The sequence below is a fragment of the Cyclobacterium amurskyense genome, from assembly GCF_001050135.1.
GTDB lineage: Bacteria > Bacteroidota > Bacteroidia > Cytophagales > Cyclobacteriaceae > Cyclobacterium > Cyclobacterium amurskyense.
Genome location: NZ_CP012040.1, coordinates 962,442 through 983,568, shown reverse-complemented (window position 1 = coordinate 983,568; position 21,127 = coordinate 962,442). Strand labels below are relative to the sequence as shown.

At 37.9% G+C, this 21,127-nt stretch carries 15 protein-coding genes; 12 read left to right on the top strand and 3 right to left on the bottom strand.

Annotated elements, in window-relative coordinates; genetic code table 11:
* Positions 1 to 992 precede the first annotated feature (992 nt).
* Complete coding sequence (locus CA2015_RS03870; protein ID WP_048640706.1) at positions 993 to 2,231, bottom strand: mandelate racemase/muconate lactonizing enzyme family protein; 1,239 nt, start codon at positions 2,229 to 2,231, stop codon at positions 993 to 995.
* A gap of 146 nt (positions 2,232 to 2,377) precedes the next feature.
* Here CA2015_RS03870 and CA2015_RS03865 point away from each other — a divergent pair, with 146 nt between their 5' ends.
* A complete protein-coding gene (locus CA2015_RS03865; RefSeq protein ID WP_048640705.1) occupies positions 2,378 to 3,622 on the top strand; it encodes a serpin family protein in 1,245 nt (414 codons plus the stop codon).
* A gap of 561 nt (positions 3,623 to 4,183) precedes the next feature.
* On the opposite strand, the gene CA2015_RS03860 is transcribed toward CA2015_RS03865, so the two are convergent.
* The gene (locus CA2015_RS03860; protein ID WP_048640704.1) at positions 4,184 to 4,708 is read right to left on the bottom strand and encodes an RNA polymerase sigma factor; all 525 of its coding nucleotides are present in this window, start codon (positions 4,706 to 4,708) and stop codon (positions 4,184 to 4,186) included.
* A 411-nt stretch (positions 4,709 to 5,119) separates the two neighbouring features.
* Between CA2015_RS03860 and CA2015_RS03855 the strand changes: the two genes are divergently transcribed.
* The 10 genes from CA2015_RS03855 to CA2015_RS03810 all read left to right on the top strand — a co-directional run bounded on the left by CA2015_RS03855 (position 5,120) and on the right by CA2015_RS03810 (position 20,722).
* Entirely contained in the window at positions 5,120 to 6,061 is a 942-nt protein-coding gene (locus CA2015_RS03855; RefSeq protein WP_048640703.1) for a FecR family protein, read from the top strand.
* Between the two features lie 38 nt (positions 6,062 to 6,099).
* Positions 6,100 to 9,543 carry a SusC/RagA family TonB-linked outer membrane protein gene (locus CA2015_RS03850; protein WP_048640702.1) on the top strand — a complete coding sequence of 1,148 codons (3,444 nt, stop codon included), beginning with the start codon at positions 6,100 to 6,102 and terminating at the stop codon, positions 9,541 to 9,543.
* A 29-nt stretch (positions 9,544 to 9,572) separates the two neighbouring features.
* Positions 9,573 to 11,156, top strand: a complete 1,584-nt coding sequence (locus tag CA2015_RS03845; protein ID WP_169786460.1) for a SusD/RagB family nutrient-binding outer membrane lipoprotein — start codon at positions 9,573 to 9,575, stop codon at positions 11,154 to 11,156.
* Positions 11,157 to 11,544: 388 nt separating this feature from the next.
* Positions 11,545 to 15,105 carry a PAS domain-containing hybrid sensor histidine kinase/response regulator gene (locus CA2015_RS03840; protein ID WP_048640700.1) on the top strand — a complete coding sequence of 1,187 codons (3,561 nt, stop codon included), beginning with the start codon at positions 11,545 to 11,547 and terminating at the stop codon, positions 15,103 to 15,105.
* Positions 15,106 to 15,287: 182 nt separating this feature from the next.
* Positions 15,288 to 15,524: a SusD/RagB family nutrient-binding outer membrane lipoprotein gene (locus CA2015_RS24785; protein WP_157470300.1), complete on the top strand. Its 237-nt coding sequence runs from the start codon at positions 15,288 to 15,290 to the stop codon at positions 15,522 to 15,524.
* Between the two features lie 380 nt (positions 15,525 to 15,904).
* Positions 15,905 to 16,084: a hypothetical protein gene (locus CA2015_RS03835; protein ID WP_048640699.1), complete on the top strand. Its 180-nt coding sequence runs from the start codon at positions 15,905 to 15,907 to the stop codon at positions 16,082 to 16,084.
* Positions 16,084 to 16,665, top strand: coding sequence for an ABC-three component system protein (locus tag CA2015_RS03830; RefSeq protein WP_048640698.1), 582 nt, complete (start codon positions 16,084 to 16,086; stop codon positions 16,663 to 16,665). The genes CA2015_RS03835 and CA2015_RS03830 overlap by 1 nt, the downstream gene beginning before the upstream one ends.
* Positions 16,662 to 17,180, top strand: coding sequence for an ABC-three component system middle component 5 (locus CA2015_RS03825; protein WP_048640697.1), 519 nt, complete (start codon positions 16,662 to 16,664; stop codon positions 17,178 to 17,180). The genes CA2015_RS03830 and CA2015_RS03825 overlap by 4 nt, the downstream gene beginning before the upstream one ends.
* The gene (locus CA2015_RS03820; RefSeq protein ID WP_048640696.1) at positions 17,170 to 19,086 is read left to right on the top strand and encodes an AAA family ATPase; all 1,917 of its coding nucleotides are present in this window, start codon (positions 17,170 to 17,172) and stop codon (positions 19,084 to 19,086) included. Before CA2015_RS03825 ends, CA2015_RS03820 begins: the two co-directional genes overlap by 11 nt.
* An 871-nt stretch (positions 19,087 to 19,957) precedes the next feature.
* Positions 19,958 to 20,722 (top strand): hypothetical protein, encoded by a 765-nt coding sequence (locus CA2015_RS03810; RefSeq protein ID WP_048640694.1) that lies wholly within the window; start codon positions 19,958 to 19,960, stop codon positions 20,720 to 20,722.
* Positions 20,723 to 20,764: 42 nt separating this feature from the next.
* Here the strand turns inward: CA2015_RS03810 and CA2015_RS25280 are convergent, their stop codons facing one another.
* Positions 20,765 to 20,887 carry a hypothetical protein gene (locus CA2015_RS25280; RefSeq protein ID WP_262485592.1) on the bottom strand — a complete coding sequence of 41 codons (123 nt, stop codon included), beginning with the start codon at positions 20,885 to 20,887 and terminating at the stop codon, positions 20,765 to 20,767.
* 53 nt (positions 20,888 to 20,940) lie between these two features.
* On the opposite strand from CA2015_RS25280, the gene CA2015_RS24780 reads away from it, so the two are divergent.
* Entirely contained in the window at positions 20,941 to 21,117 is a 177-nt protein-coding gene (locus tag CA2015_RS24780) for a hypothetical protein (protein WP_157470297.1), read from the top strand.
* The last annotated feature ends 10 nt before the right edge of the window (positions 21,118 to 21,127 follow it).

Sequence of the window (21,127 nt, the reverse complement as noted above, 5' to 3'; positions counted from 1 at the left end):
ATAGAAATTTACTAGGATTGAATTATGAATTAATTTTGAATATTTATCAATTAAACATTGTAAATCAAATAATATATTGTACTAAAAATTGTGTTTAATTTGATTGAAGTAATTAAGTCCTTAATTCAATGTGGTTTAGGTCTTGTTTAAAAGTTTCGACCAAGGCTTCATAGCCTTGGCTACAAAAATAGCACCCCTTTGGGATTATAGGGGTTTGTTAAGTTTTGCGGTCAATATTACTTTAGGGAGTAATGCCAAGTGAAAATGAATTCTAGGTTAGGTTAAATATCTATCCCATATAGCTTTAGTTGCCTAAGCTTGTTCAACCCGAATTATGTAATAGGATTCATAATGAGTGTTGCAATCGCAAGAAAATCAGGCTGTTTGGAGATTTTAGCATAGCACCGCTATGGTGAAATTGAAAACAGCAACGAAGTGGCTGATTTTAAAGCGATTTCAGCACGTAATAGAATATCTATTGCATATTTCGGGTTCAATTCTATTTAATTTTTTCGGCCTTATGGAAATTAGTAAAATGGATTGCTCAATGGCGTTAAAAACAAAAAACTGTTTGAGGCCTTTTTGGCTGAGTTTTTTTGTTTAGCCAGGGAGTGATTTATTTTGCGTTAAGATTTCCATACAGCCTTGATTTTTTTGATTCGTTTTTGAATTAAGCCTGCCCTGATTTCTGCTCAGGGCCTGCCCTGATTTCTGCTCAGGGCCTGCCCTGATTTCTGCTCAGGGCCTGCCCTGATTTCTATTCAGGGGGAAAAATGAACAGGTAGAAATTAGGATAACTATAGGCGAAAATGATTTTGTCAGCATTGTTGCAGAAAAAAAGGCAACAATACCGCCAAAATCGGGTTGTACTTATCGTTTTGACCAAGGCTTCACAGCCTTGGCTACAAAAATGACACCCCTATGGGATTTTTGTATTCATTAAATTTTAACGTTAAGATTACCAAGGTTCTTAGATTACTTAAAATCATTTCCTACCAGTTGTGAATGGCGCCATCAGGACTTTTAAGGTAGGGATGTGTGAATTCAGTGTTTTTTGTGACCTCAAACAAAAGCGACGCTTTTTCTGGTGAGAAAATCACGCCAAGTCCTGGGCGGTCATTGAGATGAACTTTACCCTCCCTGAAATCAATAAAATCTTCATTAAAATAGCTAGGCTTCTCAGGTTCTCCTCCCGCCAATTCTATCATGCATCGGGTGGGGCTGGAGGATCCCAATACATGTACCAGTGCTGCTGTTGACAGTGGGCCGGTGAAGTGTGGGATGATGCCCACATAATGGGTTTCCCCAATGGCTATTATTTTCTTTATTTCAGTAATACCTCCCGTATTGGGCAGGGTGACTCTGCTGTAATCTATCAAATGATTTTCCATCAGCACATTGCTGTCCCAGCGATCCCCAAATTGTTCTCCTACAGCTATTGGCACTTTGGTCATGTTTCTGATGGTTTTGTATACTTCAGGGTTTTCAGATCGAATGATGTCCTCAACAAAATAGGGCTCCAATTCTTCCAGTACATCACAGATTTTTATCGCTTCTGTCGTGTCAAAGCGGGTGTGGAGGTCAATCGCCCAATTCCCACTTCCGCCCACGGCCTTGTCTAGTTTTTGACACATTTCAATGGTCTTCTTGCTATGTTCATAAAAATCAAAGGGCAAGTCCCCATTTCCGCCGGTAGGGCCTATTCGGTAACACCTAAGTCCGGCTTCAAGGCAGTCTTGTGCACGGCCTTCCATGGTAGTGGCTTTGCTTTTGCGGAAGCCAGTGGCATAGCATTCTACATAATCACGTGTTTTCCCACCCAATAATTCGTAAACAGGAACTCCCAAAGCTTTGCCTTTAAGGTCCCATAATGCCATTTCAATGGCGCCGACTCCATGAAGCTTCTCACGGCCCGGGGGATAAAACATCCCACGATAGAGGTATTGCCACAGGTGTTCGATTCTGAATGGGTCTTCACCGATAAGCATTTCAGCACATTGCCTGACCATGTCCGGGGTTCCTCCTTCGCCGATCCCCACCAATCCGGAATCTGTTTCTATCTCCACAATGCCTCTGGCCTGATTGAAAAGCGGCTTGTTGTATCCAGGAGCTGAGTAATAGCGAATTTTTTTTATTTTGAAATCAGAGCGAGCGTGGCTTGAAAAAGGTATTCCAGAAAATAAAGCGACAGAACCAAGGCCACCAATCTTTAAAAATTGTCTTCTTTCCATAATTAATGTAGGGTTTATTGCTAATGAAGGGCTTAATCTTCTAAATTAATCTTAATTATGCAAATTAGTTTTAACACTTTTTATTGAGAAGCTTGTAGCACTTGCCCTTCTCTTCCCGTATAGGTGATAAATAAATTCCAAAAATCATGAAAATATCTACTGCTTTGTTCTGTTTATTCGTATTTACCGCTTGTAACTGGGGTGAAGAGGAGGAGATCGACCTTAAGCCCAATATCCGGCCTTTGCAGGTTCAGGAGCAAGAGATGGTTTTGAGTAGTTCTCAATTCGCCTTCGATTTGTTTCATGAACTTCAGAAGAAGGAAGATGTCAACCAGTTTTTTAGCCCTTACAGTGTACACCAGGCACTCGCCATGGCCATGAATGGCAATGAAGGCGAGATTGAAGCAGAATTTATGCAGGTTTTGCGCTTTGAGGGGATGGAATTGGAAGAAGCGAATCAAGCCGCAAAGTCCCTGACCAATTATTTATTGGAACTAGATCCCAAGGTGAGGTTGGCTATCGCCAATGCCATTTGGTACAGGCAGGGCTTGGAATTGAATCAGGAGTTTGCAGCAGATGTCAGGGACAGTTTCAGTGCAGAGATTGCGAGCCTGGACATGTCCAACCCACAATCCAAGGACATAATTAATCAGTGGATCGAAAACAATACCAATGGGATGATCAAAGATATGCTTGACGCAGTTTCTCCGGATGCAGCCATGTACTTGGTTAATGCCATCTATTTTAAAGCGGATTGGAAGTATCGTTTTGATGTTGACAATACGAAGAAAGCACCTTTTTATACGGCTTCGGGTTCAGAAGTGACCGTCGATATGATGGAATTGTCTTCTCCGGCAGGGTTGAGGTATTACGCTGATGGCGCATTGGAGTACTTGGAAATACCTTATAGCACCGGGCAGTATACCATGGGAGTGATCATTGACAAGGATTTTGAATTGGACAATAAAATGGAGGCTTTTACTTTGGAAGACCTGGAGCATTTTAGAGCCAATGCAGATACCACGAATTTTTTCCTAAAGATGCCCAAGTTTAAGATGGGGTATAGAATAGACAATTTGAAAGAACAGCTACAGAATTTAGGTTTGGTAAAACCATTTTTACCCAGTCCTACTAATTTCAGTAAGCTCTTTGTGAATCCAACCGCACCAATGGCGATCAGTAGGGTGATTCACGAGGCGGTTATTGAAGTCAGTGAAAAAGGTACAGAAGCTGCTGCGGCCACGGTGGTGGAAATCGAGTTAACCAGTGCAGGTCCTTCCCAGCCAAGGGTTTTTAGTCTGGACAAGCCATTTGTCTTTTTTATCCAGGAGAATAGCAGTGGAGCGCTTTTATTTATAGGTAAACTGGGAGATCCTTCCATGTTGAATTAGATGAGGTTATTTGTTTTTCCAAAAAGAAAGCGCTCAGGTTAAATGAAACAGCAATCCTGCATAATGATTTTGGCGGCATTGTTGCAGAAAAAGAGCAACAATACCGCCAAAATCAGATTGTGCTTCATGCTTTGACCAAGGCTTCACAGCCTTGGCTATAAAAATGGCACCCCTATGGGGTTTTGGGATTTGTAAACTATACGTCTTTGTATGGAAATACTTATATCGGTAATTACTTTTCTTTTTGAAAGCACAATGTACAAGGCTTTACAGCCTTAGCTACAAAACTGTCACCCCTATGGGGTTTGGGGATTCGTTAAGCATTGTCGTCAATTTTATCACAGGCAATAATGCCAAAATCGCATCTTACTTTTTTTTGCCCATTGGTTTGCACCCATGACTTTGATGTTTTCATCTTTTCAGATCCTACGGAAATATTGAATACAGGAAGAAAGTATTTTGGGTATTTCAAAGTACCCAAGCCCTGGAAGGATGTAATAGCAATTGTATCGTGAGCACCAATTCCTTTAATGGCGATTAAAAGCGAGGATAAATTCTTCCCTAAAAAATCAATTGGCCAATAGAACCTATAATTATGGTCAATAATTCCGGTTTCATTTGTGAACGGATTACTTTTAATGCCCTGAAAAGATGGTTTTTTGCCGTGTTTGGCGCAATGTTTAATTCTTGCGCTATTTCCAATAGAGACAGTTCCTCTGAATGGTGCAGTTTAAATACCTCTTGCTGTCTTGGGGGAAGCTCTTTTAGGATAAGGTCAAGCCGGTGATTTGCTTCACGTTCAGACAGGTAGTTTTCTGTTTTGTTTTCAGATTTTTCCATACGAACCCACACGGCCTCTTGTAAAGATTTCTCTTTGGCAAGTTTTTTAAAATAGTCCATCACGGCATTTTTCGCCATTTTAAAGACATAAAAATCCGGATTGTCCATACCCAAAATTTTATCCTTGTGCTCCCAAGCCTTGAGCATAATGTCCTGAGTAATGTCTTCTGCACAGGATGGGTCTTTGACAAGTTTTAGGGTAAAGGAATAAACCTTATTCCTTAAGATTTTCATCCTATTTTCCATTGTTTATATTTAATAATAAATCGTGGTCTATAGACTGAATAAGAACTATTTATTAGGAGAGAGGAAATATGATCAGCTAATTTATCAAAAAAATGCATAAACAAAAACAGATATGATTTTTAAAGTTTATTACACCCAATAATCTGCCTTCAGTTGCTCTAAAAGCCCAATTTTATACTTATTTAATTTTTTTTTATTTTCTCACTGGTCTGTTTTTACCAATGTGAGGTCTTCTTATCGATTGGAGAATAAATTGACTAAGGCTATTTGAGAGAAGGAGATGCCTAAGATCATATTTGAACGTACGTAAAAGCGCAAAATGGAATGTCCATTTTGAAACCTAACTACCCCTTGACAATGCTGAAAAGAGGTTGCATAGTATACCTATGTTGTTATTAAAAAGACTTACCTGTGAAAAATAAATTCCAAGAGTTATTTAAAAAATATGTTGATGGTACCCTTTCAAGAGAGGAATACGATAAATTTTTAAGCCTTCTTGATAGTGAAAGCGCTATGGCAGACTTAGATAATGAATTGGAAAATTTATGGGAAAAGGACAGTCAAAATGAAAGTAAAGTCCCCGTAAAACCTATAGCGGCCAAAGCTTCTTATAGCCCTAAGTTTATTTGGGGAATAGCCGCTTCTGTATTAATGGTATTGGGCTTTGCTTCATGGTTTCTATTGCTTCAGCAAAGGCCATCGGGAATTGAATCGTACAGTACTGACTTTGGAGAGGTTAGGGAATTATTGCTTCCTGATGGAAGTGAAGTCAAGCTGAATGCCAATTCCACCATCACCTGGGACAATGCCTGGGAGGAAAAAGGAAAACGGCAAATTGTGTTGACAGGTGAGGCGTTTTTTGACATACAATCGCTTCCCGGGAAAATTCCTTTTGTGGTAGAGACAGGGAAAGTGTCACTAGAGGTGATAGGCACTTCCTTTAATGTGGACAATAGAAGCGAAAAGGTAGAGATCTATTTGGATGAAGGGCGCCTTAATGTTCATATGGAAGACCCTGAAATTGACATTATTAAAATGATCCCGGGCGATAAGGTTCAGGTGGATCCTGAAACCAATAAAATTGACAAAGAATCCAATACTTCATTGATCAATTCAGCTTCCTGGAAAAATGGCATTCTCAATTTTAAGGACATGAAGCTGGCCGACGTGCTTGTTAAGCTTACGGACATTTATGGGAAAACCTTTGTCTGTGAAAATGAAGCCTTATTGGATATTGACCTATACCTGGGTGTTCCTTTTGCCGATTGGGACACTGTAAAGCAGGTTTTGGCTTTGTCTCTGGATATAGAGTTTATTGAAAACAATGATTTAGTTGAGATTAAACGCTTATAATATAACAAACAATTTACCCTGAATAACTGAAATAGAATATGAAACAATTAAAATGGAGACTTGGCCTGTTTAGCCTCTGGGCCATGAGTTTATTGTCTGTGATGGACGTAAATGCCAATGACCTCAAAAACATTGAGGAGATGTACCTTATTGAGGCGATTGATAAAATCAGTCGGGATTTTGATGTTTATTTCACCTTCGACAAAGCCCTGGTTAGTGGCATCAAAGTGAATTATGACAACAATGCAGAAAATGTAGAAGATGCCGTTGGTAAGGTGCTTAAGCGCACTTCTCTTACTTTTAAGCTTATTAATGAACAGTTTTTAATTATCTATAAGAATGACGAGGAAGGCTTAAAGTCCCTCAGAAGCATGTCCAAGCACCTGGACAAATTAATCAGGGAGGAAGAAAAGGCTTTCAGCAAGCAAGCCGTATTGACATCTCGGGCAATCCCTTCTCCCTCTAAATTGATCGCCAATATTAATGGTAAGGTGGTTAGCGCTAATGGCGAACCATTGGTGGGAGTTACTATTTTGATTAAAGGCAAAAGCCGCGGAACCGTAACGGACCTGGATGGTGGATTTACGCTTGATGGGGTTGACAGTAATGATGTGTTGGTTTTTTCCTATATAGGCTATGTGACACAGGAAGTAACTGTAGGAAACAATTCTATGCTTTCTGTAACCCTTCAGGAAGATTCCAAAGCCCTTGATGAAGTAGTCGTAACGGCGCTAGGGATCAGAAAAGAAGTGAAAGCACTAGGCTACTCGGTAACCAAAATCGACGGAGAAAATTTCTCTAAGGCTAGGGAAACCAACTTTGCCAATTCTTTGGTAGGTAAAGTGGCAGGTGTAAATGTGACGGGTGTAGGTTCCGGTCCCGGTAATTCATCAAGAGTTACCATTAGAGGAAATACCTCTATTTCTGGTGACAACCAACCTTTGTATGTGATCAATGGCTTGCCAATGGACAATACCCAATTTGGTAGCCCGTCCGGAGCCAATCCTGATTGGGGAGATAATATCTCTAGTATTAACCCTGATGATATCGCAGAAATCACCGTGTTAAAAGGAGCTACAGCAGCAGCACTTTATGGTTCAAGAGCAAAAAATGGTGCCATTGTGATCACTACCAAATCCGGTGCCGGCAAAAAAGGTCTTGGTGTGGAAGTAACAAGCCACAATACCTTTGATGTCCCTTACTATTTATGGGAAATTCAAGACCAATATGGTCAGGGATATGGTGGGGTGAAACCTGCCAGTCAACAGGATGCAGCCAACCACGGACAAAATCACTGGGGAGCACCTTTTGATGGATCTCAGGTTATTCAATTGGATGGGGTAGAGCGTCCTTATTCTTATGTGAAAGACCAGGTTTTGGATGATTTCTATAGAACCGGTAGCACCTCTAGTAACAATATCTCTTTCTCAGGTGGAGGCGACAATGGTTCTTTCAGACTTGGTTTTACCAATTTGAGAAACAGCGGAATCATTCCTCACTCAGGCATGGAGAGGAACAATATAAGCTTGGGACTTACCCAAAAGGCAGCCAAGAACCTTACCATTTCTGCCAATGTAGATTACATTACAGAAAATGTAAACAACAGGTATGTCAATAGAGGTACACAGGGAAGTGCCGGCGGTACCATTCTCTTTGTAAACAGTAATATGCCCACTAGTGCCTTGGCACCGGGGTACAATGATGACATGAGCGAGAAAGTATTGGGAACTGACCTTAATGCCACTAATCCTTACTTCGTTATCAACAGAATGAGCAACAAAACCAAAAAGGACAGGTTTATCACCGGAGTAACCACAAGATGGGACATTCTTCCTTGGTTGTTTGTACAAGGTAGAGCGGGTCAGGATTATTATACTTTCAAAGGTGACAATATCATACCTGATGGAACGGGTTTCCGTGTAAATGGACAAATTGACCAAAGGGTAATGAACTTCTGGGAGAGAAATTTTGAAGGCCTGATTGGGATTAATAAGGACTTGAATGAAGATTTCGACCTTGCCGTAAACCTGGGAGGTAACCTAATGTCTCAACACAGGTACACTACGAATATTTCAGGTTTGGGATTTGTTATTCCTCAATTGAACGTAGTCAACAATACCTCCATAAGAAATACCTCTACCCAAAACTATGACAAGAAAATCAACTCGGTTTTCGGAACCATGGAATTGAGCTTTAGAAATTACCTGTATTTCAACTTAACAGGAAGGAATGATTGGTTTTCAACCCTTAATCCTAATTCAAACAACTTCTTCTATCCTTCTGCAGGGGTGAGCTTTGTGCTTTCTGATGCCATTGACCTGCCAAGAGCAATTAGCTTCAGTAAATTCCGTGTAGCCTATGCTTCAGTGGGTGGAGATACAGATCCTTACGGATTGAACCTGACTTATGGCTTGTTGGATTACAACTACAATGGACGACCTCTAGGTACCATCAATCAGGAAACCGTGCCCAATAACTTGCTTCAACCCCTTAATGTGGATGAATTCGAAGCTGGTTTAGACCTTAGGGTATTGGACAATAGATTGGGATTGGACTTCGCTGTCTACAATAAACTGACCACCAATGATATCGCTGTGGAAAGTATTTCTACTACAAGTGGTTATTCCGGGGTATCGGTAAACGTAGGAAGTATCAGAAACAGAGGCGTTGAGTTTTTGCTTACTGGTAAGCCTGTAGTGGGCAATGATTTTGAGTGGGACATCACGGGTAACCTTGCCTACAACAAAAGTAAAGTATTGAAAATCTCAGATACTTCTAATGAGTTGATCTTGGCAACCACTACCAAAGCCTTTATCAAACACATAGAAGGCATGGAATATTCACAGATCGTAGGCCGGACTATCCTTAAAGATGAGCAAGGCAGAGACATTATAGATGCAACAGGACTTCCTATAGTTCCTGCCAATGTGGTTCCTTTTGGTACAGGTGTACACAGATGGACGGGAGGATTGGTAAACAACTTCAGGTACAAATCCTTCAATCTAAACATCTTGGTGGACGGTAAGTTTGGCGGAAGCATTTATTCCCAAACCAATTATGACCTGGAACACAGGGGCATGTCTTATGGCTCTCTACTAGGAAGAGAAAATGGAGCTGTTTTGCCAGGAGTCAATGAAAACGGTGAAGTCAATGACGTATTGGTTTCTGCTGACAGGGTAAACAACAGGGCCATTATTGTAAGGAGAAGAGATGCGCTAGATGATTATTTATATGATGCAAGCTTTATCAAATTAAGGAACGTTTCCTTGACCTATAGCTTACCGGCATCTTTCTACAACAAGTTAGGATTCGTTAAAGGTGGCAGCGTTTCATTGGTAGGAAGAAACCTGCTTATACTAATGAGCCATTCTCCCGGAATTGATCCTGAAAACAATTTGTATCCGGGAAACAGTCAAGGTGTAGAATCCAGTGCCTTGCCTCCTACAAGGAGTTTAGGGGTGAATGTAAACCTTAAATTCTAATCTTAATGTCAATAATAGACCGAATTATCATGAAAAATAATCTGTTAAATAGCGCACTATTATTTTGTCTCTTGATCCTGGCGTCTTGCGACCAAGGCTTTGAGGAGCTCAATAAGGATCCAAATGCAGTAACTGCCGAACAATTCAATCCCTCCTTTTTGCTGACCACCGCACAACTGCGCTCAGCACATGGAGACCATAACACAAGTTTGTATTATGGAACCTGCTTTGTACAGCAAATGGCTTCTTTGAGTAATGTGGGGATTTTTGACTACCACGGAGACAAGTACGTTTACCATAAAGGAAACAACGAACAACTTTGGAATGCTACTTACGGTAGTGCTTCGGAATCTCGTCCAGCCAAGCTAATCGAAGACATACTCGTACAAACGGAGGAAGATCCGGATTTCAACAACCTTCACCAAATGGCTAGGATCTGGAGAACCATCATCTACCATAGATTGACGGATATGTATGGAGACATTCCTTATTTTGAGTCGAGTAGGGGATATTATGAGCAAATCTTCAAGCCCAAATACGATGCTCAAAAGGAGATCTATTTGGATATGTTAAGTGAACTTGAAGATGCGGTGAGTAAGTTGGATGCTTCCAAGGAGAATTTCGCAGCAGCCGATATTGCCTATGATGGAGACATTGCCAAGTGGAAAAAATTAGGCAATTCCATGATGCTAAGATTGGGAATGCGTCTTTCAAAAGTAGAGCCATCTACCTCTGAAGCCTGGGTTAAAAAAGCGGTAGCGGGTGGAGTATTTACCGACAATGAGGACAATCTATTAATCAGTGGCACAGATGCTACTGGCACCTCGGCGGCCCTTGCCAATGGCATGAGCTGGACGATAAGTGTGGGTACAAGAAGCCCGGGTAAAATAGCCGCGACTTTCTTTAACTATCTAAGTGACCACAATGATCCAAGGCTGAAATATACCGTGGCGGTTTACACAGATCCTACGGATGTGAGTACAAAAAATACCGATCCATCCGTCCAAAAAGGCTTGCCTAATGGATTGGACAGGCAAACCCTGGAAGCTGATCCTAGCTACAATCCAAATAGCCCTGGTCAGGAACACCAATATTCCGGTGTAAACAGGTCCGTATATGCCAAGCTAGATGGGCCCAGGATGTTTATCACCTATGCGGAAGTGCAATACATGATGGCAGAAGCTGCTGTTCGTGGCTGGATCAGCGGAGATGCTGCCAGCTATTATGAAAGTGGTGTGACCGGAGCCATGAAAATGCTGAATCAATATGATGCCTCAGCAGTTATCACGGATCAGGAAATCGCTGAATACCTTCAAGCGCATCCATTTGTAGGAGCTGCAAATACCGTTGCCGCATTAGAGCAAATCAATACGCAGTATTGGGCAGCTACTTTCTTGAATGGCTATGAAGCCTTTTCCAACGTCAGAAGATCCGGCTACCCGGTATTGACGCCTATCAACTATCCTGACAATGAAACAGGAGGGCTTTTCCCTGGTAGGTTAAGGTATCCAGACAATGAGCCTGTACTGAATGCAGAGAACTACAATGCTGCAGTAAGCAGACAAGGAGCCGACAATTATATAACCAAAGTATGGTGGGATGTAGCCAATTAAAACCAAGACAATAAGGACTTATTGTCCCTACTCAATTATCACCAAGTGAAGGCCGCCAAGAGTAAATCTTGGTGGCTTTTTTTATGAAGAGTCCTAGGTAGACTTTCCTACCCACTGCTTATGAAACTTTAAACCAATAATGAATAAACACAAGGTTGTGCTGGTTTGAGAAATAACGACCTATTTTTACAAACATTTTCACATTTTTCACGGTTATCATTGATATATTAGTGGTTCCAATGCAATTTTTATCTTAAATACCTAATTTGCCAAAAAAAGCAAGTTGTAGGAACGAGGGTGATTAATCTTAATACACGCAACTTCCTTCCTAAAAAATAGCTATAAAAAATGCTATTCGTATTTTTTAAACAGTGAAAACAGCTAATTGATGGAAACAAATTACCTCAAACAAGAACTTTACGAACTCATAAAATCAGATGAGCGAATTTTTGATTTCATTCAGGAATCTTGTCTGGATGGCATGTGGTATTGGGATTTGGAAAATCCCGAAGAAGAATGGATGAATGCTAAATTTTGGGAAGTTTTAGGGTACAATCCTAGTGAAATGCCACACAAAACTTCGGCTTGGAAAGATATTATTCACCCTGAAGATTTAAAAGTTGCTATAGAAAAGATTACCAAACATCTCGAAAACCCAAATATTCCTTACGATCAAACCGTGCGATACACGCATAAAAATGGTTCCACGGTGTGGATTAGGTGCCGTGGCTTAGCGATTAGAGATGAGCATGGCAAACCAGTAAGAATGCTGGGGGCTCACCAAAACATTACAGAAATAAAAAACAGCGAATTAAAGTTTCAAAATAGTACTGCTCTACTTCGCAACACCCAACATTTTTCTAAGCTAGGTAGTTGGGAAGTGGATCTAAAAACCAATGAGGTAGTTTGGTCAGAGGAGCTTTATGAAATTTATGGCTTTGATCCTTCGCTACCCCCTCCTCCTTATAATGAACACATGAAGTTATTTTCTGCTGAAAGCTGGGAGCAACTTACTTCTTACTTGGCCTTAACCAAAGATCAGGGGGTTCCATATGAATTAGAACTAAGTACCATTAAAATAGATGGAAGCCAGGGGTGGATGTGGGTTCGGGGGGAAGCCATACGCAGTGAAAGCAAGGAAATTATAGGATTAAGGGGAGTAGCGCAGGATATTACGGAAAGAAAGAACATTGAATTGGAAAAAGAAGCACTCACAAAGCGATTGAATTATGCGATGGATGCTTCGGGTGATGGGATCTGGGATTGGACCCCTATGGATGGAGTTACTGTCTTTTCTAAGGCGTGGGTGGAAATGTTGGGGTATAAAGTAGGCGAGCTTGCATCCCTAGCAAGCGAATGGTCGGACAGATTGCACCCTGATGATATTGAATGGGTATTTGCAGAAATCAATAAAGTTACTCAAACACCAGAAAATGGCGACACCTTTAGCCATGAATACAGGTTTAGGAATAAGGAAGGGGAGTATCTGTGGATATTGAACAGAGCAAAAGTAGTTGAAAGAAACGAAAGTGGAGAAGCGACACGGGTTGTAGGTACACATAAAAACATTACCGAACGCAAAAAAGTAGATGAAGAGAAGAAGGAAAGTGAACTGCGTTTTGCAGTGGCCATAGATGGTACGGAAGCAGGTATCTGGGATTGGGACATGGTGAACAACAAAGTGGTTTTCTCCAAACAATGGAAAGCCATGCTTGGGTATGAAGACTCCGAGATAGAAAATTCCTTTGGGGGATGGCAAAGACTATGGCATCCTGATGATGCCGATTCAATTGAAAAAGCGGTAGCCGACCATCTGAATGGGATCACCCAAAAATATGAAATAGTACACCGTTGTCTCCACAAAGATGGCAGTTGGCGTTGGATAATGACGCGTGGTAAATTGCTCCGAGATGAAAAGGGCAAACCTTATCGCTGGATAGGGACCAATGTTGATATTACACGTCAGAAAAATACGGAAGAAGCGCAGAAGATTGCTAAGGAACAAGCAGAAACAGCCAGTAAAGCAAAATCTGAGTTTTTGGCTAATATGAGCCACGAAATCCGTACCCCACTAAATGGAGTAATTGGCTTTACCGACTTACTTACCAAGACGCCACTTAGCCCTGTTCAGCAGCAATATGTGAATAGCGCCAATGTGTCAGGTCACACCTTACTTGGTATTATCAACGATATTCTTGATTTTTCTAAGATAGAAGCAGGCATGTTGGAGCTGGAGGAGGTGAAAACCGATATGATAGCACTTCTCGAAAACTGCATCGATATCGTCAAATTCTCGGCAGCAGAAAAAGCACTTGAATTGTTAATGAGTATAGATCCTAATATGCCTCGTTATGCCCATATAGATCCTATTCGTACCCAGCAGATTTTGGCAAATCTTTTAAGCAATGCCGTGAAGTTCACCCAAAAAGGAGAAGTGATCGTTAAGGTAGATTTTTTACCGCTCCAGGGCAATCAAGGTACCTTTAAAATTGCTGTAAAAGATACCGGTATCGGCATTAACAAAGAACAAAAAGCCAAGCTTTTCAAATCATTTTCTCAAGCAGACAGTTCCACTACCCGTAAATTTGGAGGTACCGGATTAGGGCTTGTCATTTCGCAAATGATTGCAGAAAAAATGGGAAGCAAAATCAATATTGATAGTGAACCTGACGTTGGGACCACTTTCTTTTTTGAGATTACCACTCATTTTGAAGAAGGAGAAAAAACAGACAACACACAGATTGCAGGTGTAAAACGCTGTTTGATTATTGATGACAATGCCAATAACAGGGTAATTTTGCAACAAATGCTTAATCAGTGGCAGATTGAATCAGACAGCTGCGAAAATGGATTTCAGGCACTACAAATACTGGAAACCGCATTGCCTTATGATGTTATCATTTGCGATTATCATATGCCCTATATCAATGGCCTGGAAACCATTCGCCTCATGAAGGAAAAGTTGAATTTAGACCTTGAAAAACAGCCGGTAATTCTGCTTTCCTCCTCCGCTCAGGATGAAGCACTTCACCAAAAATGTATGGAAATTGGGGTTCGTTTTCGCTTAACCAAACCTGTCAAAAGCAATGATCTATTCATTTATCTCTCCAACTTAAATCCAGACTTAAAAGATAGCCCACAAAAAGAAACGGAAGAAAGAAACGGTGCAATAGAGCCACATGAAAAGATAAAAATCCTCATTGCTGAAGATAATTCTTTGAACATGGTGCTAAGCAAGACTTTGTTGCAACAATTAATGCCCAATAGTGAAATTTACGAAGCAGAGGATGGATTAGTAGCTGTAGAGCAATACAAGAAGCTTAATCCTGATATAGTGTTTATGGACATACAGATGCCTGAACTTGATGGTATTGGAGCCACTAAGCAAATTAGAGCCATAGAAAATAGTACCGGCACCCATATTCCTATTATTGCACTTACAGCGGGAGCATTAAAGGAGGAAAAAGAGAAGTGTTTGGTGGCAGGAATGGATGAATTCCTGACAAAGCCTCTAGAGGTTCAGAAAATTGAATCGGTGTTGAAGAAATTCTTTCGCCAAGATAAGGAAGCTGATGCGGACAAAAATGAGGCAATTGCTACAAATGAAGTTCATTTCGGCTATAGCGAACTTTTAAATAGTCTTGGTGGGGATATCAAGAGTGCGCAACATTTAATCTCAATGTTATTGGCTGACATGCCGGATAAAATAAACCAACTCAATCAGGCGTATGAGAAAAAGGATAGCAACACCATTAGCCAAATTGCGCATTCAATAAAGGGATCCATGATGGCCATTCGCTGCAATCTTTTGGCTGATATCGCTGCCCAAATAGGAGATGAGACCGAAGAGGATTCTCTTGAGAGGCTAAAAATACAGTTAACCGCGTTCAAAGAAGAATGGGAATTCGTCAAGCAATTATTGCTGGAAAAAATAGAACAAGAGAAATAATTGGACACTTTTTATAAGCCGATTATGGATGGGAACATTATTGTCAATTGCGGGAGTAGGACCAATTATAATACAACTTTGAGAAACCTACCAATGATTGGCCTTATTGATGCAAATGAATTTGCCTAACCTCATAGTAAAACAGTATAGGCTGTTTGTTTACTTGATTTTATTATTTAGCGATTAAGGTCGCTACCTTCCTGAATGGCTATGAAGCCTTTTCCAATATCAGAAGATCCGGCTACCCAGTCTTGACGCCTATCCACTACCCCGACAGTAAAAGCGGAGGATTGTTCCCTGACAGGTTAAGGAACCCAGACAATGAGCCTGTACTCAACGTAGAAAATTACAATGCAGCAGTAAGCAGACAAGGAGCCGATAATTACATCACCCATGTGTGGTGGGATGTAGCCAATTAAAACCGAGCCTATAGACACTTATTGTCTGTACTCAATTATCACGGAATGAAAGCCGCCAAGCATTAGTCTTGGTGGCTTTTTTTGTGGTGGAATTTTTGGGGTTGTTACTTGGGGTACTGTTTATGAATTATGGGGGAAATAAAGGATTGGCCTAAGGATGTATAGATTTGAAGTGTAAACTCACTTAATTCCAGTGAATTATGATTAAAACTCAAAATTTTGCATTAAAATGTAGCTGTGTACAATGGATTCTTTGTCCTAAAGTGTTAATTTAACGGAATAAAAATGACATAGCGAAAAATACATGTCCTATATTCGCAACGTCACAATTATTACGTGGATATACAAGTGTTAGGTGTAACCAAAAAAATATCTGTAATATGGAAGGTAATTTAAGCGAAATCTTATCAACAATTATTGCATTAATCATTGCGATTATAGGTGGTTCTTGGTATTCTAAAAGGAAAAAAAAATCTATTTCAAATATCCAAAAAGGGATAAAAATTAAAGGTGATAAAAATAAAATTGTTGGTGGAGACGATAAATCCATTAAATTGTGATGATCAAAAATACACAGAAGGATATTGAAGTTGAGGGTTCTGGTAACAAGATTTTAGGTGGAAATGATAATTCTATAACAAATAATTATAATGGACAAAAAGGGAAATTGAGCTCTCTATTTTCTTCCCTTAAATTTCAGTTTGAAAATCCGGATAACGTTGACGAAATAAAAACAATCTCAGAAAGCTTAAGTCGATACTTAAATCCTAAAGATACAATTGGCTTAGAAAAGAAGTTAGAGAATGCCGAGAAAAGTCATTTAGAAGAGGATTTTATTGAACTAAAACAAATGTTTTATAAAAAGTTACTCAAATATCAAAATTTTGAACCTGCTCAAGAGATATTTACGTTTTTATTAGCAATTATATTGGGGAAATATAGGAACATAATTAAGCCAATGCTGAGAGATAATCAGTCAGAAAGTAAAATTCTTTTAGCTATTTCAGAAAAAATCACCGAGCCAATAACAAATTTATTGGTTCAAGAAGGGTGTGATGATATAATGGGGTTAACTTCAGAAGACATAGAAGGAATGTATCATTATTTGACTGGAAACTGCCATATAAATTGGGTGTTATGATAGTTTATCAACCTGCATATGACTTGTATCACTCAGTTTATAGACTTGTGAAATTATTATCTTTTTTTCACCGTGGAGAATTTGTAGAAATTGATAGACTTCGGATATGGGATTACTATTTTCTGTATCCAAATAGGTTAAAGTATGTAAAATTGAAGTTAGAAGAGAAAGATATAAAAGAACTAATTAAAAACTATATCTTAAGACCTGACAATCCTTACGAATTGATTTTCGACGATAGAAAAATGTTCGAGAAAATTAGACCATACCAAATGAGTGCAATTAAATATTTAGCTTCAATTGGCGTTATAAATAAAGATTACCTTAAAGAAAATAAGGTTACTAAAATTTCTGAGGATGTTTTTAGGAAAATTAACGAAGAACTCGAAACCATGACTGTTCAAGAAGATAATACTCTTAAACTCTTAACTTCACACTTTTTTTTAGTTCCTCTTTACGGAAAAGATGGTTTAAAAGAAAAGACTAACTTGCTAGAAAGTAGGTATGATGGATAATAATTTGTATTTAAATAGGTTAGTCATATATACTGACGAAGGAAAAATTGCTTATGATGAAATATTTCATAAAGGGGTAAATATAATAAGAGGAAATAATAGTAGTGGAAAATCTACGATAAGTCATTTTATTTTTTATGCCTTAGGGGGTGCATTTAATGATTGGGTAAAAGAGGCTAGGAAGTGTTCAGTAGTAGTTGCTGAAGTTGAATTAAATGGAGCAACCGTAACTATAAAACGACAAATAAGTTTTAATATTAATGGTATTGGTAATAAAATTGAATCGATTTACTTTTTTTGGGGTTCTTTTGAGAATTCATTGTTAATTTCTGCCGAGTGGCAAAAATTTAACTATGATACAACTGAAAATAAAAAAAGCTTTTCAAATGTTTTATTTGAAAACTTAAACCTTCCAATTGTTAAAGGTGAAAATAATATTACTTTTCATCAAATACTTAGATTATTATATGTTGATCAAGATTCTCCAACTAATTCATTGTTTTTATATGAACAGTTTGATACATCTTTAACCAGAGAAACAGTTTCTGATCTTTTATTGGGTGTCTACAATCAAAATCTTTATGACCTTCAACAAAAATTAGAGAGGGATCAAAGGGAATCAGATGAGTTAAAATCTGAAATAAAAGTCATTAAAAAGTTTATCCCTAATCTAGCTGATTTGATACCGGGGAATATAAACGCAAGAATATCCAATAAAGAACAAGAAATTGTCGATTTAGATTCTTTAATTATTGAATTTAAGGAAAATAATAAGAAGGTAAATTATACAAAAAAGTCTCAATTAGAGTTTCAAACTCTTAGTAAGAATGCAATTAAACAAAGGGATGTAATAAAAGATTTAACTAATCGGATTAGAATAATTCAACTTGAAATAGAGGATACTGATTATTTTATTAAGGCATTAGAAAATAAACTTAGTGCAGTAAGAAAGTCGATAATTACTAGAGATTTTTTAGGTGGTTTTACCTTAGTTAATTGTCCTGAATGTCTTTCTGAACTAATTCCAGTTGACTCACCTAATCATTGCAATTTGTGTAAACAAAAAATTGACAACAGTGTTGGGATTACCCAGGCAAGAAAAATTGAACAAGAAATATCATTTCAGATAAAAGAATCAAAAAAATTAAATAACATTAAAGAAAAAAAACTGATTGAAGAAAAAGCAAAATATGAAAAAGAAAATATCAAACTTCATCAGATTCAGGTAAGTGTTAATCAAGCAATTAAAGATGTAAGATCTTTCAGAGAGGAACGAATAGATAAGTTGTATTCTGATCGTGGCTTTATCGAAGGTGAGCTACTACAACTTAGAACACTGCTTGAAAATGCTGAACTTTATCAAGCTAAAAAATTAAGGCTTGATGAGCTTGAATCAGATATTTCTTTTCATAAATATGAAATAAATAGATTAAAAAATGAACAAGAACGACTTAAAAAAGATATTAATAAAGAAATAGAAAAAGTTGGTGTTTATTTACTTAATAATGATTTGAAAAGACAAAAAGAATTTTTTGAGGCAAAAGAATTTAATATTGATTATCGAAATAATTTAGCCTTTATATCTGATAAAAATGCTAAATATTCAGCCAGTTCTAGTTTTTACCTGAAAAATTCAGCGAGGTTTGCAATTTTTCTTACATCACTTTCTATCAAAAGAATGCGTTATCCAAGGTTTATTTTATGTGATAATATGGAGGATAAAGGTATTGAATTTGAAAGAGTTCATAATTTCCAAAGAATTCTTATTAAATATTTAAAGGATTTCAATAGAGAAACTTATCAAGTCATTTATACAACATCTTTTATACCAAAAGAATTAAATAATAAAAGGTATTGTGTAGGTGATTATTATACTGAAGAAAATCCTAGTTTAAAAAATGTTTAAAAGGAATGGCCTACGTCTAACAGCAGAATATAATCTATGGCTATTATCCAAATGTAAAATACTTTTCTGCCTATCACTTACTATATTTCTTAGTTGTATTAAATAGATTTTAAGACGGCTGTAGCTCATAGTCCTAATGGTAGTGTGACAGGAAGTTGTGGTAATACAATAGGTGTAAACCCTACCTATAAATTTCCTTTGTTTATCAGTCTAAATACCTTAAACTTTATAATAATTTGATCATGAAAAGTAAATCAATAAAGAAAAATGAGGTTAATTTAATTAATAGGTTTTATCTTTAGAAGAGATTTAAAATAGTTTACGAGATTATTCAGTAGCTTGTAACTTGGATAGTTGTCCTGAAGTTATAAGTACTAATTTTAAACATCATGCGGAAATTCATGACATAAAAATTATAGAACAAGGGGAGGAAAAATCCATGCTAGAATTGTTTAATAAGTTTTCGTTGATAGTTATTCCTGAAAATGGGGTGATAAAGATATTTTTGACGTCCAAAGATAAATCTGCTAGTGGATTTAATGAAGTCTCGAATTATTTGAAGGAGTTTGAAAAGTTTTTAAAGGTCAAGGTTAAATTTACGCAAGACGATTTTGATGAAATTATTTTAATGGATTAAAAAATATGGTTATGTTTCCAACTCTTAAAATAAGAAGTATTGATTGAATTTTGTCCTAAGTCGATAACTAATTTTTTTTATTTTTGAATAATTATTCAAGTAAACAAGATGTTTTAACATTCAATTAAATAAACTCAAAAACCTAGGTTTCCTTAGGTAATCAATGCCTCCCTCCTAAATGCTTAGGGCCGAAACCTGGTTTGATTTTATAAACTAGTAGGCACACATTAAAAAATGACTAAATCAATATTGACAATTTTGCTTTTTATTTTTGGTTTTACTGACGGTTTCTCTCAGTTTTCCAAAACTAAATATGAAGGTGTTGTTGAGTATTTTGTGGACTGCATAATAAACTCGGACATTGACAAACTTGACTCAATCATATCCTATCCAATTGAACGACCTTACCCAATTCCTTCAATAAATAACAAACAAGAATTAAAGAAACGATACTCAGAAATTTTTGACGATAGTTTGACCTCGATTATTTCCTGTTCGAATATCAAAGAAGATTGGACTGATATGGGTTGGAGTGGAATTATGCTTCATAATGGAATTGTTTGGTTGGACTATGATGGTCAATTTCTTACAACAAATTACACTTCTGAAAAAGAAAAAGCCCTAGAAGAAAAATGGATTGAGTCCGAAAGAGAACAGCTATACATTAACCTGAAGGACTTTATAAAACCGATTCATACTCTTGAAACTGAAAAGTTTATTTTACGAATTGACCTTTTAGAAAATCAAAAGTATAGATATGCTTCTTGGTCAATTGAATCTGACTTATCAAATAAACCTGATCTAGTCATTAACAACGGAGAATGGACTCCAGATGGTAGCGGTGGAAATCACCATTTCACATTTACAAATGGAGAATATAGCTATATAGTTGATGTAAATATTTTAAGATCAGAAGAAACGCCTCCATTCACCTTAGAAGTGACTAAAAATGACAAGGTGTTATTAAAGCACCCTGCTGAATTGAAAAAGATAAAATAATAACGTTTGCCAATAACACAGCATTCTGACGGCAGGAACAGCCTAGTCTAAATGCAGTTCTGAAATCGCAGAAATATTCAGGGTAAACTTCAATGGAACATTGAAATGATGTTTGGAATTTGGCTTACTATGGAGTATGGTCTTCTCATTATTTTTTGATTTCATAAAAATTTATTATATTCATAGTTATAGCCATAGAGTCAATGACTTAGCGAGTTGTGAATGGGGATAGGCTTGTAAGCGGTAGGAGTGCAAATGTAGCTCGTAGGAACAGGGATGTAAGCGGTAGGAACACAAATGTAAGTCGTAGGAGCAGGGATGTAAGCAGTAGGAATGCAATTGTAGGTGGTAGGAAGGGAGATGTAAGGAAATGGGGAGATGTAGTGATGGGGTGATCTAGTGATG

Bases quoted from the DNA above. Each gene is read 5' to 3' on its own strand.
- CA2015_RS03820 (WP_048640696.1), top strand. From the start codon at position 17,170: ATGATGGATAATAATTTGTATTTAAATAGGTTAGTCATATATACTGAC.
- CA2015_RS03830 (WP_048640698.1), top strand. From the start codon at position 16,084: ATGATCAAAAATACACAGAAGGATATTGAAGTTGAGGGTTCTGGTAAC.
- CA2015_RS03850 (WP_048640702.1), top strand. From the start codon at position 6,100: ATGAAACAATTAAAATGGAGACTTGGCCTGTTTAGCCTCTGGGCCATG.
- CA2015_RS03870 (WP_048640706.1), bottom strand. From the start codon at position 2,231: ATGGAAAGAAGACAATTTTTAAAGATTGGTGGCCTTGGTTCTGTCGCT.
- CA2015_RS03840 (WP_048640700.1), top strand. From the start codon at position 11,545: ATGGAAACAAATTACCTCAAACAAGAACTTTACGAACTCATAAAATCA.
- CA2015_RS03825 (WP_048640697.1), top strand. From the start codon at position 16,662: ATGATAGTTTATCAACCTGCATATGACTTGTATCACTCAGTTTATAGA.
- CA2015_RS03860 (WP_048640704.1), bottom strand. From the start codon at position 4,708: ATGGAAAATAGGATGAAAATCTTAAGGAATAAGGTTTATTCCTTTACC.
- CA2015_RS03865 (WP_048640705.1), top strand. From the start codon at position 2,378: ATGAAAATATCTACTGCTTTGTTCTGTTTATTCGTATTTACCGCTTGT.
- CA2015_RS03810 (WP_048640694.1), top strand. From the start codon at position 19,958: ATGACTAAATCAATATTGACAATTTTGCTTTTTATTTTTGGTTTTACT.
- CA2015_RS25280 (WP_262485592.1), bottom strand. From the start codon at position 20,887: ATGAAATCAAAAAATAATGAGAAGACCATACTCCATAGTAAGCCAAAT.
- CA2015_RS03845 (WP_169786460.1), top strand. From the start codon at position 9,573: ATGAAAAATAATCTGTTAAATAGCGCACTATTATTTTGTCTCTTGATC.
- CA2015_RS03835 (WP_048640699.1), top strand. From the start codon at position 15,905: ATGGAAGGTAATTTAAGCGAAATCTTATCAACAATTATTGCATTAATC.